Here is a 24,542-nt window from a genome sequence, read left to right as displayed (position 1 = left end):
TTAGTCCCCCATGCAGTAAACGGCCGCATCGCCAAACAGTGTCTTCATGCGGTAATTGTTGTTTTTGAAGGCCGCCGTCATGGTGGCAAGCTGCTGGGTATCGGCACTGTCTGCGGGTTTGCGCAGACAGACGGCTTCGAACACTTTTTCTGCCTGGCAGGTGGCAAATGTCTCGCTGTGGGCCAGTTCGCGCCCCAGACTGGCGGCGCCATTACCGTGGCCCTCGCCAGAGGCATCCCAGCCCAGATTGGCGTTGGGGCCTTCACGCCAGTAGTTGTCCCAGCTGTCGTCAGGGGTGATGTAACCCCAGGGGAAATTGTTGCTGTTGATCAGATACTTGCCCTGCACCCGGGTGCCGGTGTCTGCGTCGCTGCTGGTGTTGTAGAGCATGCGGCCACCGTCCCCTTCCTGTTCGCCTTGCCAGTCGTAATAGGCAAAGGCCTGGGCCATAGGGTCCATGCCGCTGTGGCAACCGATGCAGTTGTTGCGGAAGATCCGGCTGTCACCGCCGGGGCTGCGGCTGACATCCTGACGAATACGGTCAGAGGGGCGGCTGACGTCCTTGACCTGTTCCAGGTCCCTGCACATATGGTTCATCAGGGTAAACCGGAACATGGCCCGGTTGGTGCCAGCATAGAAGAACGCCTGGGCTGCCGCCCGGCTGGTCAGTACCCCGGCGACCGCTTCTGAAGGTGTGCCGTACTGGCTGACCTGGCTGCTGGGCTGCAGGACCTCTTTGAGATCAGCGTGCTGGTTTTCCAGGTTACGGTAGTGGGCGTTGCTGTCGGCAGCAGCAGCAGGGCTGGCGTTGCCCACATAGAGAAGATCCGCGTAGAGGATACGGCGGAAGTCCACATCGTCACGAATGGCGCCGATCACGGTGGCGGTGTAGTCGTTCAGCGGCACAAACACATCCTGGGCCTCGTTGGTCCAGGGCGTCGCAAATTGTTTGAGGGTGACGTTGTAGAACGCTGGATGCTCCATGGCCAATTCCGCAGCAGCCTGGGGGCCGCCGGCGCCGTCAATCATGTTGGCCATGGTATCCAGTGTACTGGCGTCAGCTGGCACCCCTGCCAGCCGGTTATGTATGCGTTGTGCCTGATCGCGGCTGCTGGCCAGGCCCTGCGTGCTGAGCAGCAAGGCCATCGTGGCTAGCACGATCCCCCGGGTGCGTCTCATCGGATGCATCCTCTGTTGTTGTCATTCTCTGCTGAAGCACGGTAGCTGATCGTTACTACCATTCAACAGAATTCCCGTATCCCAGTGTTATTCTCTATGACATTCTGCATCAGGCTCTGTGAAATGGGCCCCAGAAAACTAAGAATAAGTTCGCGATACTGACGTAAAACTAAGAAAGACGGATGAGCGGGTGAAAATAACAAGGTTGTCCGTGCTTCTGTGGGTGCTGACGGGGGTCAGTGGCTGCGGGGGTGTCGACGGGGGAGAACAGGGTCAGGATCCGACTGTGACCGACATTCCGGTGGCGTACGTAGAGCGTACAACGCCAGTGGCGGGCATGGAGATGGATGACCGTGACAGTCTGGAAGCGCCGGCCGGTTTTATGGCCGGGGCAAGGCTAATGGTGCGTGATGGATTGTCCAGTGGGGCGGCATCCCGGGATGTCACCACGGCGTTGCTGGGGGCGGGGCATGATATCCGTGATTTGGTGGTCAGCCCTGATGGCACCCGGCTGCTGTTTTCGGCACGGGCTCCGGAAATCGAAGATGCGGATGAGGACGAACAGCCCACCTGGAACCTGTGGGAATATGATTTCGCAAACGCCCGCGCCAGACGCCTGATCAGTAGCAATTTGCTCGCTGAGCAGGGGCAGGACCGTTACCCCGCCTACCTGCCAGATGGGCGTATCGTTTTTGCCTCAACCCGCCAGCGCCAGGCCCGGGCGCGGCTCCTTGATGAAGGCAAACCGCAGTTTGCGCCCCTGGAAGAAGGCCGGGATACCTATGCCTTCGCGCTTCATGTGATGGGGGCCGATGGCGCAGATATCGAGCAGATTACCTTTAATATGAGTCATGACGTGGCTCCGTTGGTGGCAGCGGATGGACGTATTGTCTTCCAGCGCTGGGACAACAAGGATAATGAGGATCGCTTTGACCTCTACCGGGTCAACCCGGACGGGACAGCGCTGACGCCGCTTTACGGGGCCAACAGCCATGACCGTGAAGACGAAGAAGACCGCCATTTCCTGCCGATGGCGATCATGGGGGATGGCCGGGTATTGACCGCCATACGGTTGCGCGAAATGCAGGCGGGGAATTCGCTGGCAGCGGTCGCCATTGATGTAAATCGGTTTGTGAATGAGGACACGCCGCTGCACGGCGTGATTGGTGCTCAGCCGGAGCAGACATTGCCAATCCCGGTGACCAGCCTTTCTCCTGAGGTGACCAGTGGTCGTATTGCCGATGTGATTAGCCTGGGGGATGGAACCGGTCGCTACCTGATGGCCTGGTCTCCCTGCCGTTTGCTGGAAGGGGATACCCTTCGTCCCTGTACAGACCAATACCTCTCCCAGGGGCTGCCATCTGCGCCACCGGCTTTCGGGCTTTGGGTGCTTGACCCGGCAGAGGGGACCCAGCGCCCGGTGGTGAATCCCCGTGATGGTCTATGGGTCACTGAGCTGGCGGTGGCAACCCCGCAGGTTCTGCCGGGGTTGGCGGTGTTGCCGGAGCGCGATGAGGCGCTGGCCGAAGACAGCATGGCAATGTTGGATATCCGCAGCGTTCATGATCTGGATGGTAGTTTCTCTACCTTTGGTGCCGGGATCCCCGGCATCAACAATATTGCCGACTACCGCGACCCTGCTCTGGTCACTCCGGAGCAGCATGGGGTGCGCTTCCTGCGTATCACCAAAGGGGTCCTGATTCCCGATGACGATGTGCGCGATATCAGCGGTGCCCAGTTTGGTCGTGCGGCGAACTTCGGGATGCGGGAAATTGTGGGTTATATCCCGGTAGAGCCGGATGGCTCTGTGCGTGTTCAAGTCCCGGCGGATGCCCCGTTGGGCTTGCAGCTGGTGGATGCCGAGGGCAAGTCGGTGTATTCCCGCCATGGAGCCTGGATTACCTTGCGTCCGGGTGAAGAGCTGAAATGTCAGGGTTGTCACCGTAACAACAGCCCGCTTCCGCATGGTCGGGTAGACGGCATGGCTCCGTCCATTAACGATGGTGCACCCTTTACCGGGCAGCCCTTCCCAAACACCCGATCTGATGTGGTGGGTTTTGCGGATGCGGGTGAAACTATGGCGCAGGCCTTAACGCGCCTGTATCCCGAGCGTACGGTGCCTTCTGTCGACCTGAGGGCCTTTGACGCCTGGACGAATCCGGCGCCGGAGCCGGATTCGGAGTTGCTGCTGTCCTATGATGATCTGGAAACGCCAGCGCCGGTGACAGCGGAGTGCCAGACTGCCTGGGTACCCGGTTGCCGGGCGATTATCCATTATGAAGACCATATTCAGCCGCTTTGGGACTTGCCGAGAACGGCGGAAGTGGAAGGAGCCATGCAGGACGTGACCTGTTCGGCTTGTCATAGCCGCCGCGATAGCATGAATGCCTTGCAGGTCCCTCCAGGACAGCTGGAACTGACCGGAGAGCCCTCTCCGGACCAGACGGATCAGCTGATGAGTTACCGTGAGCTGTTGTTCAACGACAACGAACTGGAATTGCAGGATGGTGCATTAATAGACCGAATGGTCATTGTCTTCGACGGTGAAGGGAATATTGTGTATCAAACGGATGAAGACGGTGAGCTGGTTCGGGATGGGGATGGCAATCCTGTCCCTGTAACCCAGCGGGTACCGGTTGCGGCATCCATTCGTGCGGGACAGGCACGTAATTCGGCCCGTTTCTTTGATACATTTGCTGCTGAGGGGGCGCATGAAGGTTGGTTGAGTCCCCAGGAACTGCGTTTACTTGCCGAGTGGATCGATATCGGGGCTCAGCTTTATAACGATCCTTTCCGGGTGCCGGAAAATTGATGCAGCCGTGGGCTGATTTTTGAACAGAAAAGGGGAGACGCACCCGTTGCGCCTTGTAGTGATCCTTTTGGCTTTGGGGCTGGCGGCTGTGCTGCCAGCAGCCGAGCCCGAGTCTGAAGATACCTTTGAGCGACAGTATGACTCGTTTCAGGTGAAGGTGTCGGACCCTTATGTGGAGGTCCACACAGGCCCTGGTCGTGGCTACCCCGTTTTCCATGTGGTCGAGCGGGACGCCCCCCTGACCATTCTGTATATGCGCGCGGGCTGGTTGAAAGTGACCACGGCGCGAGGCCGTGTTGGCTGGGTACCTCGTACTGCGTTGGCTGCAACCCTGGATGGCACCGGTGAGTCGCCTGAGATGGAAAATCTGGGACATGAGGTGTTTCAGGGCGGGCACTGGCATGCCTCTGTTCTGGTCGGGGAGCTGGATGGTGCCACGTCCCTTGGGGTCGCACTGGGTTACCGGTTTACCGAAAATCTGACTGGTGAGGTGATGTATTCCCAGGCCACCGGCGCTTTTTCCAACAACACCCTCATCGACTTGAATCTTCAGCACCAGCTGTTTCCGCAATGGCGCCTGTCGCCCTATGTGGCGTTGGGGACTGGCGGGGCCATTATCGAGCCGCGGGCGACCCTGGTGCAGCCAGAAAACCGTAAGGAAAATTATGCCTTTGGCGGGCTTGGGCTGAACCTGTATCTGGCCAGAGGTTTTGTGATGCGGGGTGAATATCGCAGCTATGTGTTATTCACCGAAGAAAACGACAACCGGAATCTTGAAGAATGGAAACTAGGTTTCTCCGTCTTGTTCTGATCCTGATCTGGCTGATGCCAGGTGCGGTGATGGCCGAAGAGTCGGACGGCAGTGAAAAAGTGGTACGTGAGGCGAGCCCGGAGTCGGTGCTGGATCCACGTATCGAGCGACGCCGTATTCAGGAAGCAGACATTGATACGGAAAACTTTGAAGCTGGCATCTATGCCGGTCTGATTTCCATCGAGGACTTCGGTACCCAGCCCGTGATCGGTGTGCGTTTTGATTATCACCTGTCTGAAGATGTTTTCTTCGAAGCCTTGCTGGGGCGTGCCAAAGGGGATGAAACCAGCTTCGAGACCCTGAATGCCGGCGTGCAGCTGCTGACCGATGAAGAGCGTGAATATACCTACTATCAGGCCGCCATTGGCTACAACCTGCTGCCAGGTGAAGCCTTTCTGACCCAGAACAAGGTATTCAATAATTCCCTGTTCCTGCTGGGTGGAGCGGGCATGACCGAGTTCGCTGGAGATGAGTATTTCACGATCAGCGCTGGTGTCGGTTACCGCTTGTTGATCAATGATTTTACCGCGGTGCGACTGGACATGAAGGACCATGTTTTTACTCTGGATGTGCTGGGTGAGGACAAGACGACCCATAACCTGGAAATGACTGCAGGCGTCAGTCTGTATTTCTGAAGAACAATAATCGGGGGAGCTCAGATGAAACGATTTCTTATCGCTGTATTGGTCGCTGGACTGGCATTGGGTGGTCCGGCGATAGCCGCTGAAGAGGGTAAGCCCGCGGCAGGGTTTACCCTCGAGTCCCTTCAAGGGCCTAACATCAAGCTGAATGAACTGCGCGGTACTGTGGTGCTTGTGAATTTTTGGGCGTCCTGGTGTGGCCCATGCCGGACGGAAATGCCGCTACTGGACAACCTGTACCGTGAATACCGGGACTATGGCTTCACCATTTTGGGTGTGAATCTGGATGAAGACCGTAGCCAGGCGCTGAAACTGCTCGACAAAGTGCCGGTCACTTTTCCGATTCTGTTTGATCCCGATAATCTGACCAGTGAGTCCTATGGGGTGGACGCCATGCCCACCACGGTGCTGATTGACCGCAACGGCGTGGTGCGTCATCACCACCGGGGCTACAAGGATGGTTACATGGATAAATACGAAGACCAGGTGAAGGCTCTGGTGCTGGAATGACCACTCGCATCGCTCTTTTGTTGCTGGTCATGTTTCTTCAGGCAGGGTGCTCCATCAAACCCTGGGTTAAACCCTACGAACGATCCCGACTGGCGGACCCTGTGATGAACGCGGCGGGGCACCCCGTTGCGGAGAGTTATATGAATCACGTCCATCAGGCACGGGAAGCCATGCGTGGTGCTGAAGGAAGCGCAGGGGGAGGTTGCGGGTGCAACTGATGCGGGCAGGATGGATTTTGCTGCTGGCGGTCCCGCTCTGTGTGCGAGCGGCAGTGCTGCCGGAAGACCGCTTCGATTTGCTTGGTCACCAGTATGATGGTGGCGGTATGCAAATCGAAGGCCCGTCTGTGCTGGTGCGTAAGTCCTTTGCCGATACCGTCGCGGTCAGTGCCAACTATTACGTGGATGAGGTGTCTGCAGCGTCAATCGATGTGGTGACCAGTGCCAGTCCCTATACAGAAAAGCGCACAGAGAAAAGCGTTGGGCTGGATTATCTTCGCGGTAAAGCCATTTATTCTTTCAGTTACGGCAACAGCAAAGAAAGTGACTTTGAGGCGAACTCGGCACACTTTGATCTAAGCCAGGATTTTTTTGGTGATCTCACGACACTGACGATGGGGTATTCGCTGGGCAAGGACGAAGTGTTTCGCTCTGGCGACAACACGTTTTCCGATGAGGCTGAGCGGCGCCACTTCCGGATTGGGTTGTCGCAAGTGTTAACCCGCGATCTGGTAGCCAGTGTTAAGGCAGAGCTGATAACGGATGAGGGTTATCTGAATAATCCGTACCGCTCCGTGCGCTATCTCAACAGTGCCGGGAGCTACAGTTTTGAGCCTGAACGTTATCCGCGCACCCGTACCAGCGAAGCGACCACGATTGGTCTTTCCTATTATTTGCCGTGGCGGGCAGGTCTGCACGGCGAATACCGGATGTATGACGACTCATGGGGCATCGACGCCACAAGCTGGCAGGTCAAGCTGATCCAGCCGCTGGGGCAGCGCTGGACCCTGGAGACCCGTTACCGACGCTACAATCAGGGCCAGGCCGATTTCTATTCGGATCTTTTCCCCTATCAGAATGCCCAGAATTTTCTGGCCCGGGACAAGGAGTTGAGCGACTTCGATTCCACGGTGTTTGGGGTGGGGATTGGCGTGCAATTCAACCGTGCAGAAAGGGAAACCTTCAACCGGGCAGGGCTGCACCTGTGGGTGGACCAGTTCCAGTTTGACTACAACAACTTCCGGGACATTCGTGTAACCACCTTGCCAGGACAGGAGCCGTTGTACAGCTTCGACGCCACCGTGACCCGTCTGCTATTCACGATCTGGTATTAAACTGAATCGGCCGCCATCGCCCGATCTTATCGTTGCGGTGGAACCACCGCTCCCACAGTTCCGGTGGTCTCTGTGGGAGCTTGCCTGCAAGCGATGTGGCGTAGGGGCGGACTTCTTCGTCAGCAGGTTGGCTCCCACCGTGGCTTCGCCCCGGGTTCGGGTAACATCCAGACCGGTGGCTACAACGAGTCTGTCAGCAGGATCCCCACGCTGAAGCGATTTTCGTAATTGTCATAGTTGATCAGTGAATCCCCGTATCCACTGAAGACCTGTACCAGGCCCTTGAAGCGCTTGCTCAACGGGAAAGAATAGTTCAGGCGGCCAGCCCCCTTGTTGTCAGACCGCAGGTTGTTTCGAACCATGATTTCCACCACATGGTTGCCAAACGGTCTGGCGACTTCCAGCTCGAAGTTACCCATGTATTTTTCGATGTCCGGATTGTCATCACCGCGGGGATCGGTGGGGTCATCTTTTTCGTCTTCAGGTAGCCGGTACCAGGGTTTGAGTGACCAGTAATAATCACCGGTCTTGGCGATATAGTTCAGGAAAATGCGATTCCAGCTTCGTGAAACCGGTACATCTTGCCCATTGGACTCGTGCACGATGCCCAGCGCCAGAAGTTCGGAATCCACAGGGCCAAACTGCCAGTTCACCGGTTTGGTGATAAAGATTTCCGGCTCGTAGTTTGCTTCCCTGAAGGGGGCGGATTCTTCCTTGTTATAGGCCTGCCAGAAAAAGGTCCCGGTGAAGGCCATCCACAAGGTGACATCGTCAACAAGGTTTTCCTTGATCGGTGCTTTTAGTGAGAGTTGGAACTTGACTTCGGTGTGATCCAGCGCGCTGTCGTCCTTGTCCGGGTCATTCCATTGACGGTTGGACCAGTAGCTGTAAGGCATCAGGTAATTACGCCGATGAGGGGTAATCACAAACGGGTTGCCCTGGGTGGTGTTTTCCAGCGCCAGCCGCGCGCGCAGGGCATCTTCATGGACACTGCGCTTTTTGACTTCGTCGCCATTGGTGCACCAATTACGGACCTCTTTCAGCGTTACTGCGTTATCGGCAGTCTGGGCGCTGCGTAGCAAACAATCGTTAAGTTGCTGCTGTTCGCTCATCTGGCTGGGTGGGGTTGATTCCGAGGGGACCTCTGCCTGCAGGTCAGGATCAGCAGTGGAGCCCTCGGCCTGCACATCGTTTGCGGCGTAAAGCGTACTGCTCAGCAGCAGGAAGGAAGAAGCGAAAGCCTTGCGCATGAAGTGTCCTTGCCAGAGTGACTGTGGGATTTAGAGGCTTTTCAGTTCGTCGTCATTGAGCGCTCGAGCCTGTTCTTCCAGCATGACAGGAATGCCATCGCGTACCGGGTAAGCCAATCCACTGGCCTTGCACTTGAGTTCGGCGAGCTTGTCGTCATAGATCAGCGGTGCCTTGCTGACCGGGCAAACCAGAATATCGAGCAGGTTGGGGTCGATCATTGTTCATGATTCCTTCATTGATTGCGGACGAGTATAGCAAGGGAAACGCGTTTTGCCGTGATAGTGGAAACACCGTGTGTATTTTTACGAATTTTAAAGAAATGCCAGTGAAATCATAGGGTTTAGAAAGCAAACGATGGTTTCAAACGCTTGTTTGACTTGCGGGTCACAAATAGCGCTGGAGACACCGCAAAGCGCTGACCTAAGATTACCCTCCGAATAAATTATCAATGCTCGGCGAGCCTCAGGCCCGCCCCATTTTCATAGTGTCTTTTAGGGAGATGTGAGATGCCGGATTACAAGGCTCCCCTGCGCGACATGCGCTTCGTACTGAATGAAGTCCTGGATCTGGATGGCCACTATGCCAGCCTGGGTCTGGAAGATGTAAACAGCGAACTGCTGAATGCTTTCCTGGAAGAAGGCGCCAAGTTCTCCGAAAACGAGCTGGCTCCCCTGAACCGTTCCGGTGACGAGGAAGGCTGTGGCTTCGACAACGGTGTGGTCACCACTCCGAAAGGCTTCAAGGAAGCCTACGCCAAGTACGTGGAAGGCGGTTGGCCGGCCATGGGCGGCGACGTGGAGTTTGGCGGTCAGGGCCTGCCGGGTTCTGCTGGTATTGCCATCTCCGAAATGACCGGTTCCGCGAACTGGTCCTGGAGCATGTACCCGGGTCTGTCCCACGGTGCCATCGCTACCGTGGAAGAGCACGGCACCGACGAGCAGAAGAATGCCTACTTGCCCAAGCTGATCAGCGGTGAGTGGACCGGCACCATGTGTCTGACCGAGCCGCATTGTGGTTCTGACCTAGGTATTCTCAAATCGAAGGCCGAGCCTAACGCTGATGGCTCTTACAGCATCACCGGCACCAAGATCTTCATCTCTGCCGGTGAGCACGACATGGCCGAGAACATTATCCATATCGTGCTGGCGCGTCTGCCGGGTGCGCCTGCGGGTACCAAGGGTATCTCCCTGTTCATCGTTCCCAAGTTTATGACCGACGGCAGTGGCGGCGTGGGCGAGCGTAACGCGGTGACCTGTGGCTCCATCGAGCACAAGATGGGCATCAAGGCCTCTGCGACCTGTGTGATGAACTTTGATGGTGCCAAAGGCTACCTGATCGGTCCGGAGAACAAAGGTTTGAACTGCATGTTCACCTTCATGAACTTCGCCCGTCTGGGTACCGCCATCCAGGGCGTGGCGCACGCTGAACTGGGCTTCCAGGGTGGTCTGACCTACGCCAAGGACCGTCTGGCCATGCGTAGCCTGTCCGGTCCGAAAAACCCGGAAGGTCCGGCGGATCCGATCATCGTTCACCCGGATGTGCGTCGTATGCTGCTGACAGCCAAGTCTTTCGCTGAAGGCGGACGTGCGCTGGTTTACCTGTGCTCCCAGCTGGGTGACAAGGTGAAACTGGCCAAGGACGAAGCCGAGCGTAAGGAAGCCGACGACCTGATGGCACTGCTGACGCCGATCGCCAAGGCTTTCATTACCGAAGCCGGTCTGGAAGCGGCCAACCATGGTGTACAGATCTACGGTGGTCATGGGTTTATCCGCGAGTGGGGCATGGAGCAGAACGTACGTGATGCCCGCATCTCCACTTTGTACGAAGGCACCACCGGTATTCAGGCGCTGGATCTGCTGGGCCGCAAGGTGATGATGACCCAGGGTCAGGCCCTGCGTAACTTCACCAAGATCGTGCACAAGTTCTGTGAAGCCAACGCCGACAATGCCGACATGAAAGAATTCCTTGAGCCGCTGGCCGGCTATAACAAGGAATGGGGTGAGCTGACCCAGGCCATCGGTATGCAGGCTATGCAGAACCCGGATTACGTGGGTGCCGCGTCTGTGGATTACCTGATGTACTCCGGTTACGTGACCTTGGCCTACCTGTGGGCGCGTATGGCCTCTGTGGCCCACGCCAAACTGGAAGCTGGCGCCGGTGATGAGGACTTCTACAAGGCCAAGATCAGCACCGCCCGCTTCTACTTCAAGCGTATCCTGCCGCGCGTTGCCGGTCACAAGGGTGCTATTGAAGGTGGTCTGGACTGCATGATGGACCTGGATGCCGAGCACTTTGCATTCTGATCCTGACGGCGCTTCGACCTGAAAAAGCCCGCCTTTATGGCGGGCTTTTTTGTGGCTATTCGCGGATGAAAGGCAAACCAGACATGCTGGCTGCCAATAGGTTTGGGGGCTCGCCAACCCTGCCCCAAAGCCATATGCCATTAATTCCGCTATAGTGACCGCTCACAAAAAATGATCGGGTACATGGAAGAGGGGAATGCCCATGAAAGGTCTGTTGGCACTGGTGTTGGTGCTGGTTCTGGGGTGGCTGGGGGCCACCTGGTATGTGGGGATGCGCGCAGAAGAACTGGTGCGCAGTGAAGTGGCCAATCTGGAATTACTGCCAGGCCGTGATGACATCGTGCTGGATGTGGTGCGTTACGATCGTGGCCTGTTTTCGTCGCAGGCGGATACCTGCCTGGTGATCCAGGGCGACCTGGCGGCCATGGCGGGCGGCATGGATCTGGCGGGAGCATTGTGCATGACCAGCACCATTTTCCATGGTCCATTGATTCTGTCGGAGGATGGTGTCTCGCTGGGACTCGCGGCAACCCGTGATGCGTTTGATACGTCGACCTTGCCTCCGCAAGGCAAAGCCATGCTGGATGAGATCTTCAAGGGGCGCTCCCCGCTGGAAGGCAAAAGCTACTATGGTTTTGATGGCAGTCTTGCGGCGACACTGGAAATTCCGCCAGTGGATGTAGAGTCCCCCATGGGGAACCTGCAGCTCAAGCAGTTTACGGTCGATATGGTTCGACCTTCCGCCAGTCCTTATCCGCTGAACAGCTATTTCACCGTGAAAGGGTTTCACACGGAAACTCCCAAGGGCACGGTGTCGCTGGACTCTCTCACCGGCTCCATGGATGTGGTGGCCATGTTGGACGACGAAGTCCCGTTGACCAACGCGAACTTCACCAGTAAAGGCTTTCGCTATGTTCAGAATGAACTGACCCTGCTGGCGTTTGATGCCATCTTGCAGGCCAACAGTCAGGACAAGGGCGCGGTGCTGAACGGAAGCACCGGCATCTGGCTGGACAATATGCAGGCACCGCTGTTACCCGTACCCATGGATAGCGCCTATATCGGCATGGATTTCGAGGGCATCGACAAGGCCGCCCTGGTGCGGCTGAACCGCATCAGCCGGGAACTGGATGAGGTGCAGACGGCCATGGCCCTGTCGGCCATGAGTGGCGAAGGCTCAGGGGATATCAACCAGCAAATCGACCGCCTGCAGTCGCTGATGGATGACATGATGAGTGTGCTCAGTGAAAAGCTCCTAAAGCCCGGTGATAGCACCATAAGCATGAAAATGCTGGCGGATCTGGACGGCAAGCGTCAGTTCTCTTTCGACAGCAAGGCCCGTTATCTGGGCCTGGAAGGCAAGAATCTGCCGTTCCAGGAGTTCATGTTGCTGGATGAACAGCAGCTAAATGCCATGCTGGATATGACGGTGCATCTGGACGTGGCTGATGCCGTGATTCCGCCCCCTCTGGTAGAGACACTGCATGCCTATGAGGAACAAGGTCTGATTCTCCATGAGGGCGAGCGCTGGCGCGGGGATATCAATGCCCGCGGCGAAACGCTGTTGATCAATGGTCAGGCAATGACAGTGACAGAGGTAAAAGCCCTGCTGGACCAACTGCACCCGGCGCCAGAAGGCGATGCCCTGTCCATGGACGAGGAAGCCTTGATGGAGATGGAAATCGACTGACGGTTCTCCATCAGGACCGGTCAAGTCGTTGTGCGGGGTGATTTCTTCCCCGCGCGGTTTCCGGCATGCTGGACAGGAGTCTTGGAAGGGCAGGGCAATGGTTCGGATTCTTTGGTGGCGATCGGTAGCGGTATTGTCTGTGGCGCTGGGCATGATCGGTGTGATCATCCCGGGGTTGCCGACCGTGCCGTTCCTGCTGGTGGCGGCCTGGGCCGGCACCCGTGGCTGGCCAGAGCTTGAAGCCTGGCTGCTGAACCACCCGCGCTATGGGCAGTCCATCCGTCAATGGAGGGAACAGGGAGCAGTGTCACGCCGCGCCAAGTGTGCGGCGTCTACCATGATGCTGATCAGTGTGATTCTGATTGCCCTCTCTGGCGCTCATAATGCGGTAAAAATTGCGGTGCCGCTGATGCTTTGTATTACCCTGCTATGGTTATGGAAACGGCCCGAACCCCGTGATTAGGTCGGTGACTTTGCAGTCATCGCGTGTTGGGGCCGGCATGAACGGTGGGTCACAAATAAGCCTGTCACCAAAGCGTCTGGCTGCCTAAAATTTGCGCCCTGCCAATTTTCGGGAGATGTGCAAATGGCGATCTATAAAGCGCCCCTCGAGGACATGCGTTTTGTTCTCAACGATGTGTTCAAAGCGGATGAGCAGTGGGCAACCATGCCGGCCACCGCCGAGGTAACCCGCGACCTGTCCGACGCCATTCTGGAAGAAGCGGGCAAAATGACTGAAGGTCTGTTGTTCCCCCTCAACCGTGAAGGCGATGAGCAGGGTTGTCAGTGGAACGACGGGGATGTGACTACCCCGGAAGGGTTCAAGGCCGCCTTCAAGACCTTTGCCGAAAATGGCTGGACCGCGTTCTCCGGTAACCCGGAATTCGGCGGCCAGGGCATGCCAAAATCTCTTGCGGTGCTGTTCGAAGAAATGATGCACAGCGCCAACTCTTCCTTTGCCCTCTACCCGGCGCTGACCAGTGGTGCTTGCCTGGCCATTGATGCCCATGCCTCTGAAGCGCTAAAAGCCCAATACCTGCCGAAGCTCTACAGCGGTGAATGGAGCGGCACCATGTGCCTGACCGAGCCGCACTCCGGTACCGATCTGGGTATTGGTCGTACCAAGGCAGAGCCCAACGACGACGGTTCTTTCAACATCACCGGTACCAAGATCTTCATTACCGGCGGTGAGCACGACCTGACCAGCAACCATATCCACCTGGTGCTGGCCAAGCTGCCGGACGCACCGGCAGGCTCCAAGGGGATCTCCCTGTTCCTGGTGCCCAAATTCCTCCCGGACGCGGACAACAACCCCGGTGAGCGCAATGGCGCGACCTGTGGCTCCATCGAACACAAGATGGGCATCAAGGGGTCTGCGACCTGTGTGATGAATTTCGATAGTGCCAAAGGCTGGATCATCGGCGAGCCGAATCAGGGGCTGGCATGCATGTTCACCATGATGAACTACGAGCGCCTGTCTATCGGTCTGCAGGGCCTGGGTCTGGGTGAAGTGAGCTACCAGAGCGCCGTGGATTATGCCCGCGAGCGTCTGCAGGGCCGCAGCGCCACCGGTGCCAAGAACCCGGAAGGGCCGGCGGATCCGATCATCGTTCACGGTGATGTGCGTCGCATGCTGATGAACATGCGTGCCATCAACGAGGGCGGTCGCGCACTGGCGGCTTACGTCGGTATGCAGCTGGATGCGTCCAAGTTCAGCGACGATGCGGACACCAAGAAGAAAGCTGAAGACCGGGTAGCGCTGCTGACCCCGATTGCCAAGGCGTTCTTCACTGACCGGGGTCTGGAAACCACCATTACTGGCCAGCAGGTTTTCGGCGGCCACGGTTATATCCGTGAGTGGGGTATGGAGCAGTTCGTACGTGACTGCCGTATTTCCCAGATCTACGAGGGCACCAACGGTATTCAGGCGCTGGATTTGGCTGGCCGTAAAGTCGCTCGCAATGGCGGCAAATCGGTTGATGCATTCCTGGCAGATGCCCAGGCGTGGGTGGATGCCAATGCCTCTAACGCCCAGCTGGCCGAGTACGTGGAGCCGGTGAAGGCCGCGTTGGCGCTGCTCAAGCGCGCCACCGATGAGCTGCTGAGCCAGGCCGGCGGTAACCCGGATGCGATCAGTGCCGGTGCCGTGGAATATCTGGATATCTTCGGTTACGTGATCTACGCCTGGCTGTGGGCGCAGATGCTGGCGGCAACCGATGGTCGTGATGATGACTTTGTGAAAGCCAAGCGCATTACCGGCAAGTACTACTTCCAGCGCATGCTGCCCAAGGCAGAGGGCCTGTTTGCCCAGCTGAAAACGGGTGCAGACACCATGATGAGCCTGGACGAAGACCTGTTCTGACAGAGCCGCTTCATGCTGCACGCTATAAAAACCGCACCCTTGGGTGCGGTTTTTTTTTAGGCTCATCGTGGATTGGCGGGAAAACAGGTTGCTCAGACGTCTGACCCCATCACACCCATTCCCTCAAATCTACGCAGTGAGTCGCCTTTGCGTATTGCCTGCAGCGTGATGTGTGAAGCTTCTTTTTAGGGAAACTGCATGTTCAGAGGTGACGAACCCTTGATGCTGTTGGCCCGGTCCGGGGAATCAATAAAGGGATTGCGGTTGCCCTGAACCTCGGCAATGGCTCCGTTGCGGCGGCGCTCTTCGTCATCGACCGGGTCTTCCCGGTTCCAACGCTGGTACATTTCCAGAGTGCCCAGTAGCGGCAGGTCGTACTGCTCATGAAGATAAAGCATGGCCCGGGCTACGTTCCCTTTGGCGTGTGGCGGTGGCTGAAATACCTGGAAAGACTGTCGGTATCCACACTCGCTGTCTGCAGCGGTGGTATCGGGCAAATCTCCGAACAGGGTGCGGCGACGATCCAGCTCAGCCTTGCGGGTAACCGGGAACAGGCTATGGCGGTCACGACGGATTTCCGCAAACTCCGGGTTGTTGTCGCACAAACGGCTGGAGCGGCAACCAAAATGCTGGGCAAGCCGGCGCTCATCATAGATCTCTTCTACCGAGATACGATCCCCGGGCCGAAAGCTTTCCTGACAGTAGAGCGTCTTGCCGCCGTTGGCATAGACCTGCTTGAGGAAAAGCTCTTCCATGCCGTCAGCAAGGCAGGTACCTACGGGCAAAAAAAGCGCCAGAAGCACCAGTGATAATTTGCGCATATTGTGAATCCTGTCACATTTCTAATCGCCATCTTAGCCCCCAAGGCCAGGGTGACAGATATCTACAATGTATACCGGAGCGACAGGCGGTGCCAATGAACGGTTTAACGGTTGTCCAACAAAACCGTAATGCAATTGCGGACATGGGCGTCGATGGCATCGGCATCCGGGAGTTTATGTGGGGCTAGTAGCGCACATATCTGAAAATCGGTTTTCACCATGCCGAGAAATTGGCGGGCTGTGTGGCGAGTAAGCCGATGGGATGGCAGTTCTCCTCGATCTACGAGCCATTGCAGGTAGTCGTGGAGTTTTTCCAGCACAAGCGTCGGTCCGGCTTCGTAAATCTGTTCTGCCAGGGCGGGGAAGGTGGGGGCAAGGCCAATCAGCTGGCGGTACAGCTCCAGATAGAGTGGCGAAAGCATCAGCTTCACAAAGGTGGATGACAGCCTGTGCAAACCCTCGCTGGCAGGAAGGTGTTCAACACCGGTGGCTTCCAGTTCCGCCATCATGGTGCCGACATGGTGTTGCATGACCGCACTGAAAAGTCCGTCTTTGTCACCAAAATACTGGTACAGGCTGCGGCGTGAGCCGCCCGCCCGGGCAATGATCATGTCCAGGGTCGTGCCGGTGTAACCTTCGGTGCTGAAGATGTCGGTGGCCGCATCCAGCAAGGCCTGACGGCGTTTCAGGCCGCGTTCGGTGCGTGGTGTATCCATCAAAGGGTCCTGTTGCGTGCTGAAATGGTATTGGGCAAGACACTTGCCGGCAATGACTACAGATGGAGATCGGCCTGACAGAAGCGCGCATGCGCATTATGAAAACTGGATGAAAGCATCAGGAAACGAGAGAAGCCGCACGTTTTCGGGGTTGATATATAAACAAGAATTAATATCATTTCGCATCTCTTTACGACCCTTACAATTGTCCATGGAGGCGGACGGTACATGACCTTGTTGGGATTGTTGTTCTCCGGGCGCAAGGCGGCATTCGTTGCCGTTGTTGTTTTCAGTGTGCTCAGCGCCTTGCTGAGCGTGGCCGTGCTGGCCTTTATCGGGCAGCGGATGTTGTCGGCGCAGGCGGATCTGGGGCTGGTATTACTGCAGTTCTCCGGCTTGCTTGCGGCGTTGCTCGCGGCGGCGACGATCGCACAGGTCACGCTGCACAAGCTGGGTCACCGGATGGTCTACGGGCTGCGCCGGGATCTGGTGCGCCGTGTTCTCGCCACCGATATCGAACAGCTGGAAAAAGTCGGTGGGGCACCGCTGCTTGCCGCGCTGAGTACCGATGTGCGTAATCTCACCATCGCGTTCGTGCATCTTCCCGAGCTGGTGTATGGCTGCGCCCTGAGCGTGGCAGCGCTGGGCTGGCTGGCGTGGTTGTCGCCAGGCTTGTTCGGCGTCACGGTGGGCTGGCTGTTGCTCACGGCGGGCATGGGAATCTGGCTGGTAGGGCGAATCAATTTCCACGTTGGCCAGGTACGCGAAGGCGATGACCGGCTTTACCAGGATTACCAGGCCATGATCGATGGCCGCAAGGAGCTGGCCCTGAATCGTCATCGTGCGGCCCGTTTCTTTGATGAAGAGTTTGATGGTCATGCCGAGGCCTATCGCGACAATGTGACCCGTGCCGATATCCACAATGGTATCGCGGGCAACCTGGCCAATGTGTTGATGCTGGGGCTGATTGGTGTGCTGTTCTTTCTGGCGGTGGGCCAGGGTTGGGCACCGGCGGATACCGCCTCCATTTTTGCGCTCACCATCCTGCTGCTGCGCACACCGTTGATTGGTGCGGTGGCGGCACTGCCGACCCTGCTGGCTGCACGAGTCTCATTAAAAAAACTGGCGGGGCTGGCGCTGGCGGAGGCCGGTGAGGCGATTGTCCCGGAAGGCGATGACTTGTCCGGTTTTCAGCGTCTGGTGTTGCAGGGCATTACTTATCGATACCCCGATCAGGATGGGCTCGTCGGCTTTGCCGTGGGGCCACTGGATCTGGAGATTCATCGCGGCGACCTGATTTTTGTGCAGGGCGGCAATGGCAGTGGCAAGAGTACCTTTGCCCGACTGCTGACAGGGCTCTACCGGCCTGCCAGCGGCGATATCCTTGTTGACGACGTGCCGGTCTGCGATGACAACCGGGTCGCCTATCGGCAGTTGTTCTCTTCGGTGTTTACCGATTTCCATCTCTTTTCCCGACTGCTGCGTGGTACGGGGGGCGATGTGCCTGCAACGGAAGTGGATCAGTGGCTGGCCACGCTGGGCATGCATCACAAGGTCGAGCACGACGGCCAACGGTTGTCGGATGTGCGTTTCTCTCAAGGGCAGCGCAAACGTCTTGCGCTGCTGATGGCCGCCGTGGAGCAACGTGACTGCCTGTTGCTGGATGAGTGGGCGGCAGATCAGGACCCGCAATTTCGTCAGTTCTTCTATCACGAGCTGCTACCCGCACTGCAATCGCAGGGCAAAACCATCATCGCCATTACCCACGACGACCATTACTTCGATCGCGCAGACCGGCTGCTGAAAATGGACGCCGGTTGCCTCACCGAAGTGGATGGCCAGACCGCACGACAAAGCGTGCAGGTCCTTCGCGAGGCAGGGGTCTGAACCCTGCCTGTCAGGACGCTCCGGCTTTGCAGGTGCGTCCAGCCTTGAGTCTCAACGACGAGGAATGTCATGAGCATTGATAACCCGGATACCGAATTTACGGTAGTGATCAACGATCAGGAGCAATACAGCATCTGGCCTACCTACCGCCCTGTGCCTGCCGGTTGGCAGACCGTGGGGGTCACGGGCAACAAATCAGATTGTCTGGCCCATATCAACGACGTCTGGACCGACCAGCGTCCCAAGCGCCTGCGTGACGCTCAGGCCTCCTGAGATTTTTCTGATACTTTCGGCAAGGAGCTGACATGACCGGGTCTGCCAATAACACTGCCCATCCCGGACCGCAGTGGTCTCCGCTTTCCTGTTCGCAGCAGCGGCTCTGGTTGTTTTCCCGACTGTCTCCGGACAGCACCGCTTACAACATCAGCGGTATCGTCTGGCTGGATGGCGAGCTCGATGTCCCTGCATTGCAGGACACCATGCGCTATATCCTGGCACGGCAAGAGATCACCAATGCCCGCTTTGCCGAAATCGATGGCGTTGCCTGGCAGCGGCCGGTGCCGCGTTCCCCGGATGACATACCGCTGGTGGATCTGAGTAACGACGCCGATCCCCTGGCGCGAGCCTATCAGGAGGCTCGTCAGCTCAATGCCCGGCCCTTTGATCTGGAAGCGGAAAGCCCCGCTCGCTTCCGTCTGGTGCGATTGTCGGCTACCCGACATGCGATTCTGGTGTCCATGCATCACATCATTGGCGATGCATGGTCGCTGGGAGTGTTCTTGCAGGAGTTCCTGTTTTCCTACAGCGCGTTTCGTTCCGGTGTTCAGCCGGCGGTGCCGCCACTCAAAAAACAGTATGTGGAATGGGCAGAAAACGAAGCGCAGTGGTTAAAGGGGGAGTCGGCCGCCAGCCAGCTGAGCTACTGGACCGATACCCTGGAACACGAAGGGGAGCCCCTGGCATTGCCGCGCCTGAAGCAGGACGCCGGCGCCTCACACCCTGCTTGCTGCAATGACTTTTCGCTCAGTGCCGAGGACAACCGCGAGCTTAAACAGTTGGCCACGCAGCTGGGTGTCAGCCGTTTCACCGTGCTGCTGGCGGCCTTTCAGTATTTGCTTGCCCGGGTGTCAGGGCAGCAGCAAGTGCGGGTGGGGGTACCCAGTGCCAACCGCAAGGGTAGCAACCAGTTTCTGATTGGTTTCTTCGTCAACAATCTGGTCATTCAGGGCCGGGTGCAGCCGGGGATGGCAGTGCGCGACTGGGTTGCGCAGATTCATGCCGCCCTGGACGGAGCCAAACAACATCGCGACTTGCCCTTCGACCGGGTGGTGGATGCCCTGTGCCGTTCCCGCGATCAGGGTAGTCATCCCTTGTTCCAGGTGGCATTCAATTATCGCCAACAGGGCAAGGGCATGAAGCTCGACCTGGGCAATCTCACCGTGACGGCGGAGGACGTGCCGGTCACGGAAACCCCCTTTGATCTGGTGCTGGATGCCTGGCCAGATACCGATGGCGGACTGGGCCTGCGGCTGGTGCATGGCGAGGGGGTGCTCAGTGATGACTTTGCCCGCTACCTGCGCGAGGCGTTTGTGGGGCTGCTGCAACAGTGGCTACACAACAGTGAGCTGACCCTGGCCGAGAGCGATGTGCTGCCGCCTGCCGATCTGGCGCGCTTGCAGCAGTGGCAGCAACAGGGGCAGGACGATTGGCAATGGCAGAGCTATCCCGCGCTGTTCGCTGCCCAGGCGCAACGTCAGCAAGAGGCCGTTGCGCTGGTGCACGGCGATCATCGCTGCACCTTTGCCCAGCTGGACGCCCGCTCCAATCAGTTGGCCCAGTATCTTCTGCAGCAGGGGGTGACGGCGGATGAGGTGATCGCGGTTTCCTTCGAACGTGGCATCGCCATGATCGAGGCATTCCTGGCCGTCATGAAAGCCGGAGCGGCATTCCTGCCACTGGACCCGGCTTATCCGTCGGAGCGACTTCACTACATGCTGGAAGACAGTGGTGCCCGGTGGTTGTTGACGGCCTCGGGACTGGTCAGTGCCTTGCCGGATGTCCCGGGGCTGAAAAAAGTGCCGCTGGATTCCCTGTCACTGCAGGGATTTTCCACCGAGCCTGTGGGTGTCAACGTGCACCCGGACCAACTGGCCTACGTGATCTACACCTCCGGCTCCACCGGCAAGCCCAAAGGTGTGGCGCTGACCCATGGTGGCTTGTCCATGCATGTGCAAACCATCGGCAAGCGTTACGGCATGACGCCGGAGGATGTGGAGCTGCAATTCGCCTCCATCAGTTTCGATGGTGCGGTGGAGCGCTGGAGCGTACCGCTGGCGTTTGGCTCCCGGGTGGTGATTCGCGACCAGGCATTATGGAGCGCGGAAAAATGCTGCGAGGTGCTGCAACAAGAAGGCGTCACCATCGCCTGTTTCCCGCCCAGTTATGTGGGCCCGCTGCTGGACTGGATCGAGCAAGAAAAACCCGCACTCAGGGTTCGCTCCTGGACCCTGGGCGGTGAAGCGTTTACCCGCGAAACCTTCGAGCGCATGCAGCAGGTGCTTCAGCCCCGGCGTATTCTCAATGGATACGGTCCTACCGAAACCGTCATTACCCCGCTGTTGTGGGATGCCTATGCAGGGGACACCTTAACCAGTGCCTACGCGCCCATCGGTACCGCCGTGGGGCCGCGCAAACTGTATGTGCTGGATGCTTCCCTGAATCGTGTCCCGCCGGGAGTGGCGGGCGAGCTGTACATCGGTAACGAACTGGGTCTGGCCCGTGGTTATCATGGTCGCGCAGACCTGACCGCAGAGCGTTTTCTTCCCGACCCCTTCGGTGAGCCCGGTGAGCGAATGTATCGTACTGGCGACCTGGTGACATTCCGCGACGACGGAGTCATGGAATATCTTGGCCGGGTGGATCAGCAGGTCAAAATCCGTGGCTTCCGCATTGAGCTCGGTGAAATCGAAAGTCGTCTGCTGGCCTTTGACTCGATCCGCGACGCCGCGGTGGTCGCACAACCTTCTCCCACCGGTGATCGACTGGTGGGCTATGTCGTGTCACGTCATACAGAAGACGCGCGAATCGATACCGGTGCCATCCTTGCAGAATTGTCCCACTCCCTGCCGGACTACATGGTCCCCAGCCAGCTGATGCAACTGGAAGCCCTGCCCCTGACCCCCGCAGGCAAGGTGGATCGCAAGGCGCTGCCGGCACCGCAGTGGCATGCGCGCACTACCGGTGAGGCGCCGCAGACGGATAACGAACAAACGCTGGCCACAATCTGGCAGGACTTGCTGGGGATGGAATCGGTCAGTCGCGACGATCACTTTTTTGCCCTGGGCGGCGATTCCATTCTGGCCTTGCAGGTGGTCAGCCGGGCGCGCCAGCAAGGCTTGGCGCTTACCCCGAAACACCTTTTTGAAAAGCCCACGCTGCGCGCGCTGGCGGCGGTGGCCGGCGCGGTAACGGTCAACACGGCCAGTCAGCAAGCGCTGGACGGCCCGGTTGGGCTGTTACCCATCCAGCAACAGTTTATCGAGCAGCAAGGATTGGCCGCCTGCAACCAGTACCTGCAGTTGTCGTTGGCGCAGCCGTTCCAGCTCGATGCACTGGAGAGCGCTCTGCAATTGCTGGTGCAACACCATGATGCCCTGCGTTTGCGGTTTTCCACCGAGAACCCGGCCCAGGCACAGGCCATGCCGTCAGCGTCGCATGCGTTGCTGCAGCGCTGCGCACCCGCTACCTATGCCGAGCTGGAACAGTCCAAAGACGCACTGCAGCGTTCACTGGATCCGGCGACGGGCAAGCTGTTACAGGCGCTCTATGTGGAGGGCGTGGAGGGCGAACCGCCGCAGCTATTGCTGACGATTCACCATCTGGCGGTGGATGGTGTGTCCTGGCGCATTCTGCTGGAGGACCTGTTCTCTGCCTACCAGCAGTACGGTCAGGGCGGGTCGGCCAGTCTGCCGCGCAAGACCCACAGCGTGCTCGACTGGCGCAATGCCCTGGATGACACCTTGGTTCCTGTGGCCACACAGGAGCAGGATCTCTGGCAGCAGACAATGGCCATGCCGTCGCTGTTTACGCCTCAACGCGGGCTACAGGAAAAGCCGCAAGCGGCCAGCCAGTGGGACATCCAGATCGAGACGTCTACCTTGGCTCGCTGGCAGCAGCAGGCCGAACGGCATGCCCGGCTGAATCTGGAAGAATTTTTGTTGATGGGGCTGGCCAATGCCCTGTGTGATTTTGCGGCCACGGATCAGGTCTGTATTTATCGTGAAAGTCATGGCCGTGCCGGCGATGTGGCTGAACTCGATCTGAGCCGTACCGTAGGCTGGTTTACCAGCCTCTATCCCCAGCGTCTTGATCGTCAGGGTTCTCTGGCAGAAACCCTGCGTTGTCAGAAAGAACAACTGCGTTGTGCCGCCCATGGTGGTTTGGGATTCGGGATCTTGCAGCAACGCGGTGAGCTCTCCACGGCGGCCGGTGACCGGCCTCGCGATGTGTTGTTCAACTACCTCGGCCAGTTCCGGCACGAGGGGCTGCCCGGTGTCTCGGTGACAGAGGCAGGGCTTTGGCAAGAAGCCGATGCCCCGGCAGATGCTGCCCTCGCCATTAATGCCGAGCAACGGGAAGGCCAATTGCGGCTGCGCATTGAGACCGACGGCGTGCGTCTGAGCCGTGAACAGGGTGAGGCACTCGTGCAGCAATGGCTGCAGCAGTGCGAGCAACTGGCCCGGCACTGTGAGCAGCACGAACCGGTGCTGACGCCATCCGATGTGCCGCTGTCGATGTTGAGCCAGGCGGAACTGGATGCCTTGCCGGCACGGCCCGAGCAGGTGTTGCCGTTGTCCCCCCTGCAGGCGGGATTGTGGTTTCATTCCCAGCTCAGTGCCAGCAGTCGCACCTATGTTAACCAGCTGGTCTTGCCGGTGACCGGGCTAAACCCCCGCCGTTTCCGACAGGCCTGGCAGGCCATGCTGGAGCGACACGACGTGCTGCGAACCGGACTGCTGCCGGCGCATGCCTGCGCCGGGGAGCGCCATCAAGCGGTCTGGTCTGCGCAGCAAGTATCGCTGTGCTGGCAGGAAACCGATCTGCGGGATGCCGGTGATGATGCTCCTGCCCGTTTCTGTGAGCAGAGATTGAGTGAAGGCTTCGATCTGGAAGCCGCACCGTTGTGGCGGGTGGACTTGCTGCAGCTGGGGGATGATCACTGGGAATCCGTGCTGACCCTGCATCACCTGCTGATGGATGGCTGGAGCACCGGCGTCATGCTCACCGAGTTGCTGGCGCTGTATCACCAGATGCCGTTGCCGCCGGCGCCTCTGCAATACGTGGATTACCTGCATTGGTTGCACCGCCAGGACCGGGCGGCCACTCAGGCGTTCTGGCAAGACTATCTGGCCCCGGTGCAGGCGCCTACCCGGTTGGTGGATGCGGTGGGGACGTCGGAGAAGGGCGAGTTCCGTCGTCATCCGATCACGTTTGATGCCGCCACCAGCGACCGGTTGCGGCAGGCCGCCCGTGATCAGGGACTGACAATCAACACCCTGGTACAGGCTGCCTGGGCCCGGGTGCTGGGACGCTTTACCGGGCAGCAGCGAGTGGTGTTTGGCAATACCGTGGCCGGTCGGCCGGCGGATCTGGCCGGCAGCGATGCCATGCTCGGTCTGTTTATCAACACCCTGCCGATGACGGTGTCCCTGGCGGGCGACCAGCCGCTGGCGTCCTGGCTGGCGGCGTTGCAGGCCGACAATGCGGCCCTGCGTGAACACGGCCACGCACCGCTGTTCGATGTACAGCAGGACGCCGGTTGGGGCGGGGAGAGTTTGTTCGATACCTTGCTGGTGTTTGAAAACTATCCGCTGGATGAGAGCTTGCTGGGCTCCGGGCAACAGACCCTGACTCTGGGGACGCCACGAAGTCACGAGTTTACCCATTACCCGCTCACCGTGGCGGTCTTGCCGGGCGATCAACTGGATATGTTGTTTGCCCATGACACGGCGGCTTTGCCGATCCCGTTGGTGGACCGACTCGCTCGCCAGTTCCGCGATACCCTGCTGATGCTGGCGGAACAGGGCGGCGAAGAGACCGCGCTGCTGGCGACGCTGGATGCGCTGGGCGGCGATGAGGCGATCCTGCAGCAGTGGGGCGAAGGCGAAGGGGCTTATGTGGCCCAGAGTTTCCCGACACTGTTCTCGCAGCAGGCGGCGTTGCGCGG

The 24,542-nt window shown here is 58.5% G+C and carries 18 protein-coding genes; 13 read left to right on the top strand and 5 right to left on the bottom strand.

All coding sequences use genetic code 11. From position 1 onward, the window contains the following. Window positions 1-1,179: a hypothetical protein gene (locus A15D_RS10715; RefSeq protein WP_102791924.1), complete on the bottom strand. Its 1,179-nt coding sequence runs from the start codon at window positions 1,177-1,179 to the stop codon at window positions 1-3. Window positions 1,180-1,465: 286 nt separating this feature from the next. On the opposite strand from A15D_RS10715, the gene A15D_RS10710 reads away from it, so the two are divergent. From A15D_RS10710 to A15D_RS10685, 6 genes are read left to right on the top strand one after another with little or no spacing between them, the layout of a single operon-like run. After that, window positions 1,466-3,991, top strand: coding sequence for a hypothetical protein (locus A15D_RS10710; protein WP_233192201.1), 2,526 nt, complete (start codon window positions 1,466-1,468; stop codon window positions 3,989-3,991). A 46-nt stretch (window positions 3,992-4,037) separates the two neighbouring features. Next, window positions 4,038-4,802: an SH3 domain-containing protein gene (locus A15D_RS10705; protein ID WP_102791922.1), complete on the top strand. Its 765-nt coding sequence runs from the start codon at window positions 4,038-4,040 to the stop codon at window positions 4,800-4,802. After that, complete coding sequence (locus tag A15D_RS10700) at window positions 4,772-5,437, top strand: outer membrane beta-barrel domain-containing protein (RefSeq protein ID WP_102791921.1); 666 nt, start codon at window positions 4,772-4,774, stop codon at window positions 5,435-5,437. Before A15D_RS10705 ends, A15D_RS10700 begins: the two co-directional genes overlap by 31 nt. Window positions 5,438-5,461: 24 nt before the next feature. Continuing rightward, window positions 5,462-5,953, top strand: a complete 492-nt coding sequence (locus tag A15D_RS10695; RefSeq protein WP_102791920.1) for a TlpA disulfide reductase family protein — start codon at window positions 5,462-5,464, stop codon at window positions 5,951-5,953. Then, the gene (locus A15D_RS17460) at window positions 5,950-6,171 is read left to right on the top strand and encodes a DUF4266 domain-containing protein (RefSeq protein WP_102791919.1); all 222 of its coding nucleotides are present in this window, start codon (window positions 5,950-5,952) and stop codon (window positions 6,169-6,171) included. Before A15D_RS10695 ends, A15D_RS17460 begins: the two co-directional genes overlap by 4 nt. Next, complete coding sequence (locus A15D_RS10685) at window positions 6,171-7,286, top strand: DUF3570 domain-containing protein (RefSeq protein WP_102791918.1); 1,116 nt, start codon at window positions 6,171-6,173, stop codon at window positions 7,284-7,286. Before A15D_RS17460 ends, A15D_RS10685 begins: the two co-directional genes overlap by 1 nt. A 179-nt stretch (window positions 7,287-7,465) precedes the next feature. On the opposite strand, the gene A15D_RS10680 is transcribed toward A15D_RS10685, so the two are convergent. Together A15D_RS10680 and A15D_RS10675 are read right to left on the bottom strand one after the other, a co-directional pair. Then, window positions 7,466-8,536, bottom strand: a complete 1,071-nt coding sequence (locus A15D_RS10680) for a phospholipase A (protein ID WP_022983698.1) — start codon at window positions 8,534-8,536, stop codon at window positions 7,466-7,468. Between the two features lie 30 nt (window positions 8,537-8,566). Further along, window positions 8,567-8,755 carry a Trm112 family protein gene (locus tag A15D_RS10675; RefSeq protein WP_022983697.1) on the bottom strand — a complete coding sequence of 63 codons (189 nt, stop codon included), beginning with the start codon at window positions 8,753-8,755 and terminating at the stop codon, window positions 8,567-8,569. Between the two features lie 288 nt (window positions 8,756-9,043). Here A15D_RS10675 and A15D_RS10670 point away from each other — a divergent pair, with 288 nt between their 5' ends. From A15D_RS10670 to A15D_RS10655, 4 genes are all read left to right on the top strand, one after another. Next, entirely contained in the window at window positions 9,044-10,840 is a 1,797-nt protein-coding gene (locus A15D_RS10670) for an acyl-CoA dehydrogenase C-terminal domain-containing protein (RefSeq protein WP_102791917.1), read from the top strand. A 202-nt stretch (window positions 10,841-11,042) separates the two neighbouring features. Next, a complete protein-coding gene (locus A15D_RS10665; RefSeq protein WP_158245801.1) occupies window positions 11,043-12,530 on the top strand; it encodes a DUF945 family protein in 1,488 nt (495 codons plus the stop codon). Window positions 12,531-12,627: 97 nt separating this feature from the next. After that, entirely contained in the window at window positions 12,628-12,993 is a 366-nt protein-coding gene (locus A15D_RS10660) for a YbaN family protein (protein ID WP_102791915.1), read from the top strand. Between the two features lie 123 nt (window positions 12,994-13,116). Continuing rightward, window positions 13,117-14,892 (top strand): acyl-CoA dehydrogenase C-terminal domain-containing protein, encoded by a 1,776-nt coding sequence (locus A15D_RS10655; protein WP_102791914.1) that lies wholly within the window; start codon window positions 13,117-13,119, stop codon window positions 14,890-14,892. Between the two features lie 185 nt (window positions 14,893-15,077). On the opposite strand, the gene A15D_RS10650 is transcribed toward A15D_RS10655, so the two are convergent. Further along, window positions 15,078-15,713 (bottom strand): endonuclease, encoded by a 636-nt coding sequence (locus A15D_RS10650; RefSeq protein WP_102791913.1) that lies wholly within the window; start codon window positions 15,711-15,713, stop codon window positions 15,078-15,080. Window positions 15,714-15,817: 104 nt separating this feature from the next. Then, a complete protein-coding gene (locus A15D_RS10645; protein ID WP_102791912.1) occupies window positions 15,818-16,429 on the bottom strand; it encodes a TetR/AcrR family transcriptional regulator in 612 nt (203 codons plus the stop codon). A gap of 228 nt (window positions 16,430-16,657) precedes the next feature. Between A15D_RS10645 and A15D_RS10640 the strand changes: the two genes are divergently transcribed. From A15D_RS10640 to A15D_RS10630, 3 genes are all read left to right on the top strand, one after another. After that, entirely contained in the window at window positions 16,658-18,316 is a 1,659-nt protein-coding gene (locus tag A15D_RS10640) for a multidrug ABC transporter permease/ATP-binding protein (RefSeq protein ID WP_102791911.1), read from the top strand. 69 nt (window positions 18,317-18,385) lie between these two features. Then, entirely contained in the window at window positions 18,386-18,589 is a 204-nt protein-coding gene (locus tag A15D_RS10635; RefSeq protein WP_022983689.1) for an MbtH family protein, read from the top strand. A 32-nt stretch (window positions 18,590-18,621) separates the two neighbouring features. After that, on the top strand, window positions 18,622-24,542 hold a 5,921-nt coding region (locus A15D_RS10630; RefSeq protein ID WP_146026871.1), incomplete at its 3' end, for a non-ribosomal peptide synthetase.

This window comes from Alcanivorax sp. MD8A (assembly GCF_002888555.1).
Classification (GTDB): domain Bacteria; phylum Pseudomonadota; class Gammaproteobacteria; order Pseudomonadales; family Alcanivoracaceae; genus Alcanivorax.
This window is presented reverse-complemented; position numbering and strand designations above follow the sequence as displayed.

Excerpts from the sequence above, each read along its gene's own strand:
- A15D_RS10715 (WP_102791924.1), bottom strand. The coding sequence starts at position 1,179 with ATGAGACGCACCCGGGGGATCGTGCTAGCCACGATGGCCTTGCTGCTC.
- A15D_RS10700 (WP_102791921.1), top strand. The coding sequence starts at position 4,772 with ATGGAAACTAGGTTTCTCCGTCTTGTTCTGATCCTGATCTGGCTGATG.
- A15D_RS10695 (WP_102791920.1), top strand. The coding sequence starts at position 5,462 with ATGAAACGATTTCTTATCGCTGTATTGGTCGCTGGACTGGCATTGGGT.
- A15D_RS17460 (WP_102791919.1), top strand. The coding sequence starts at position 5,950 with ATGACCACTCGCATCGCTCTTTTGTTGCTGGTCATGTTTCTTCAGGCA.
- A15D_RS10685 (WP_102791918.1), top strand. The coding sequence starts at position 6,171 with ATGCGGGCAGGATGGATTTTGCTGCTGGCGGTCCCGCTCTGTGTGCGA.
- A15D_RS10680 (WP_022983698.1), bottom strand. The coding sequence starts at position 8,536 with ATGCGCAAGGCTTTCGCTTCTTCCTTCCTGCTGCTGAGCAGTACGCTT.
- A15D_RS10675 (WP_022983697.1), bottom strand. The coding sequence starts at position 8,755 with ATGATCGACCCCAACCTGCTCGATATTCTGGTTTGCCCGGTCAGCAAG.
- A15D_RS10670 (WP_102791917.1), top strand. The coding sequence starts at position 9,044 with ATGCCGGATTACAAGGCTCCCCTGCGCGACATGCGCTTCGTACTGAAT.
- A15D_RS10665 (WP_158245801.1), top strand. The coding sequence starts at position 11,043 with ATGAAAGGTCTGTTGGCACTGGTGTTGGTGCTGGTTCTGGGGTGGCTG.
- A15D_RS10660 (WP_102791915.1), top strand. The coding sequence starts at position 12,628 with ATGGTTCGGATTCTTTGGTGGCGATCGGTAGCGGTATTGTCTGTGGCG.
- A15D_RS10655 (WP_102791914.1), top strand. The coding sequence starts at position 13,117 with ATGGCGATCTATAAAGCGCCCCTCGAGGACATGCGTTTTGTTCTCAAC.
- A15D_RS10650 (WP_102791913.1), bottom strand. The coding sequence starts at position 15,713 with ATGCGCAAATTATCACTGGTGCTTCTGGCGCTTTTTTTGCCCGTAGGT.
- A15D_RS10645 (WP_102791912.1), bottom strand. The coding sequence starts at position 16,429 with ATGGATACACCACGCACCGAACGCGGCCTGAAACGCCGTCAGGCCTTG.
- A15D_RS10640 (WP_102791911.1), top strand. The coding sequence starts at position 16,658 with ATGACCTTGTTGGGATTGTTGTTCTCCGGGCGCAAGGCGGCATTCGTT.
- A15D_RS10635 (WP_022983689.1), top strand. The coding sequence starts at position 18,386 with ATGAGCATTGATAACCCGGATACCGAATTTACGGTAGTGATCAACGAT.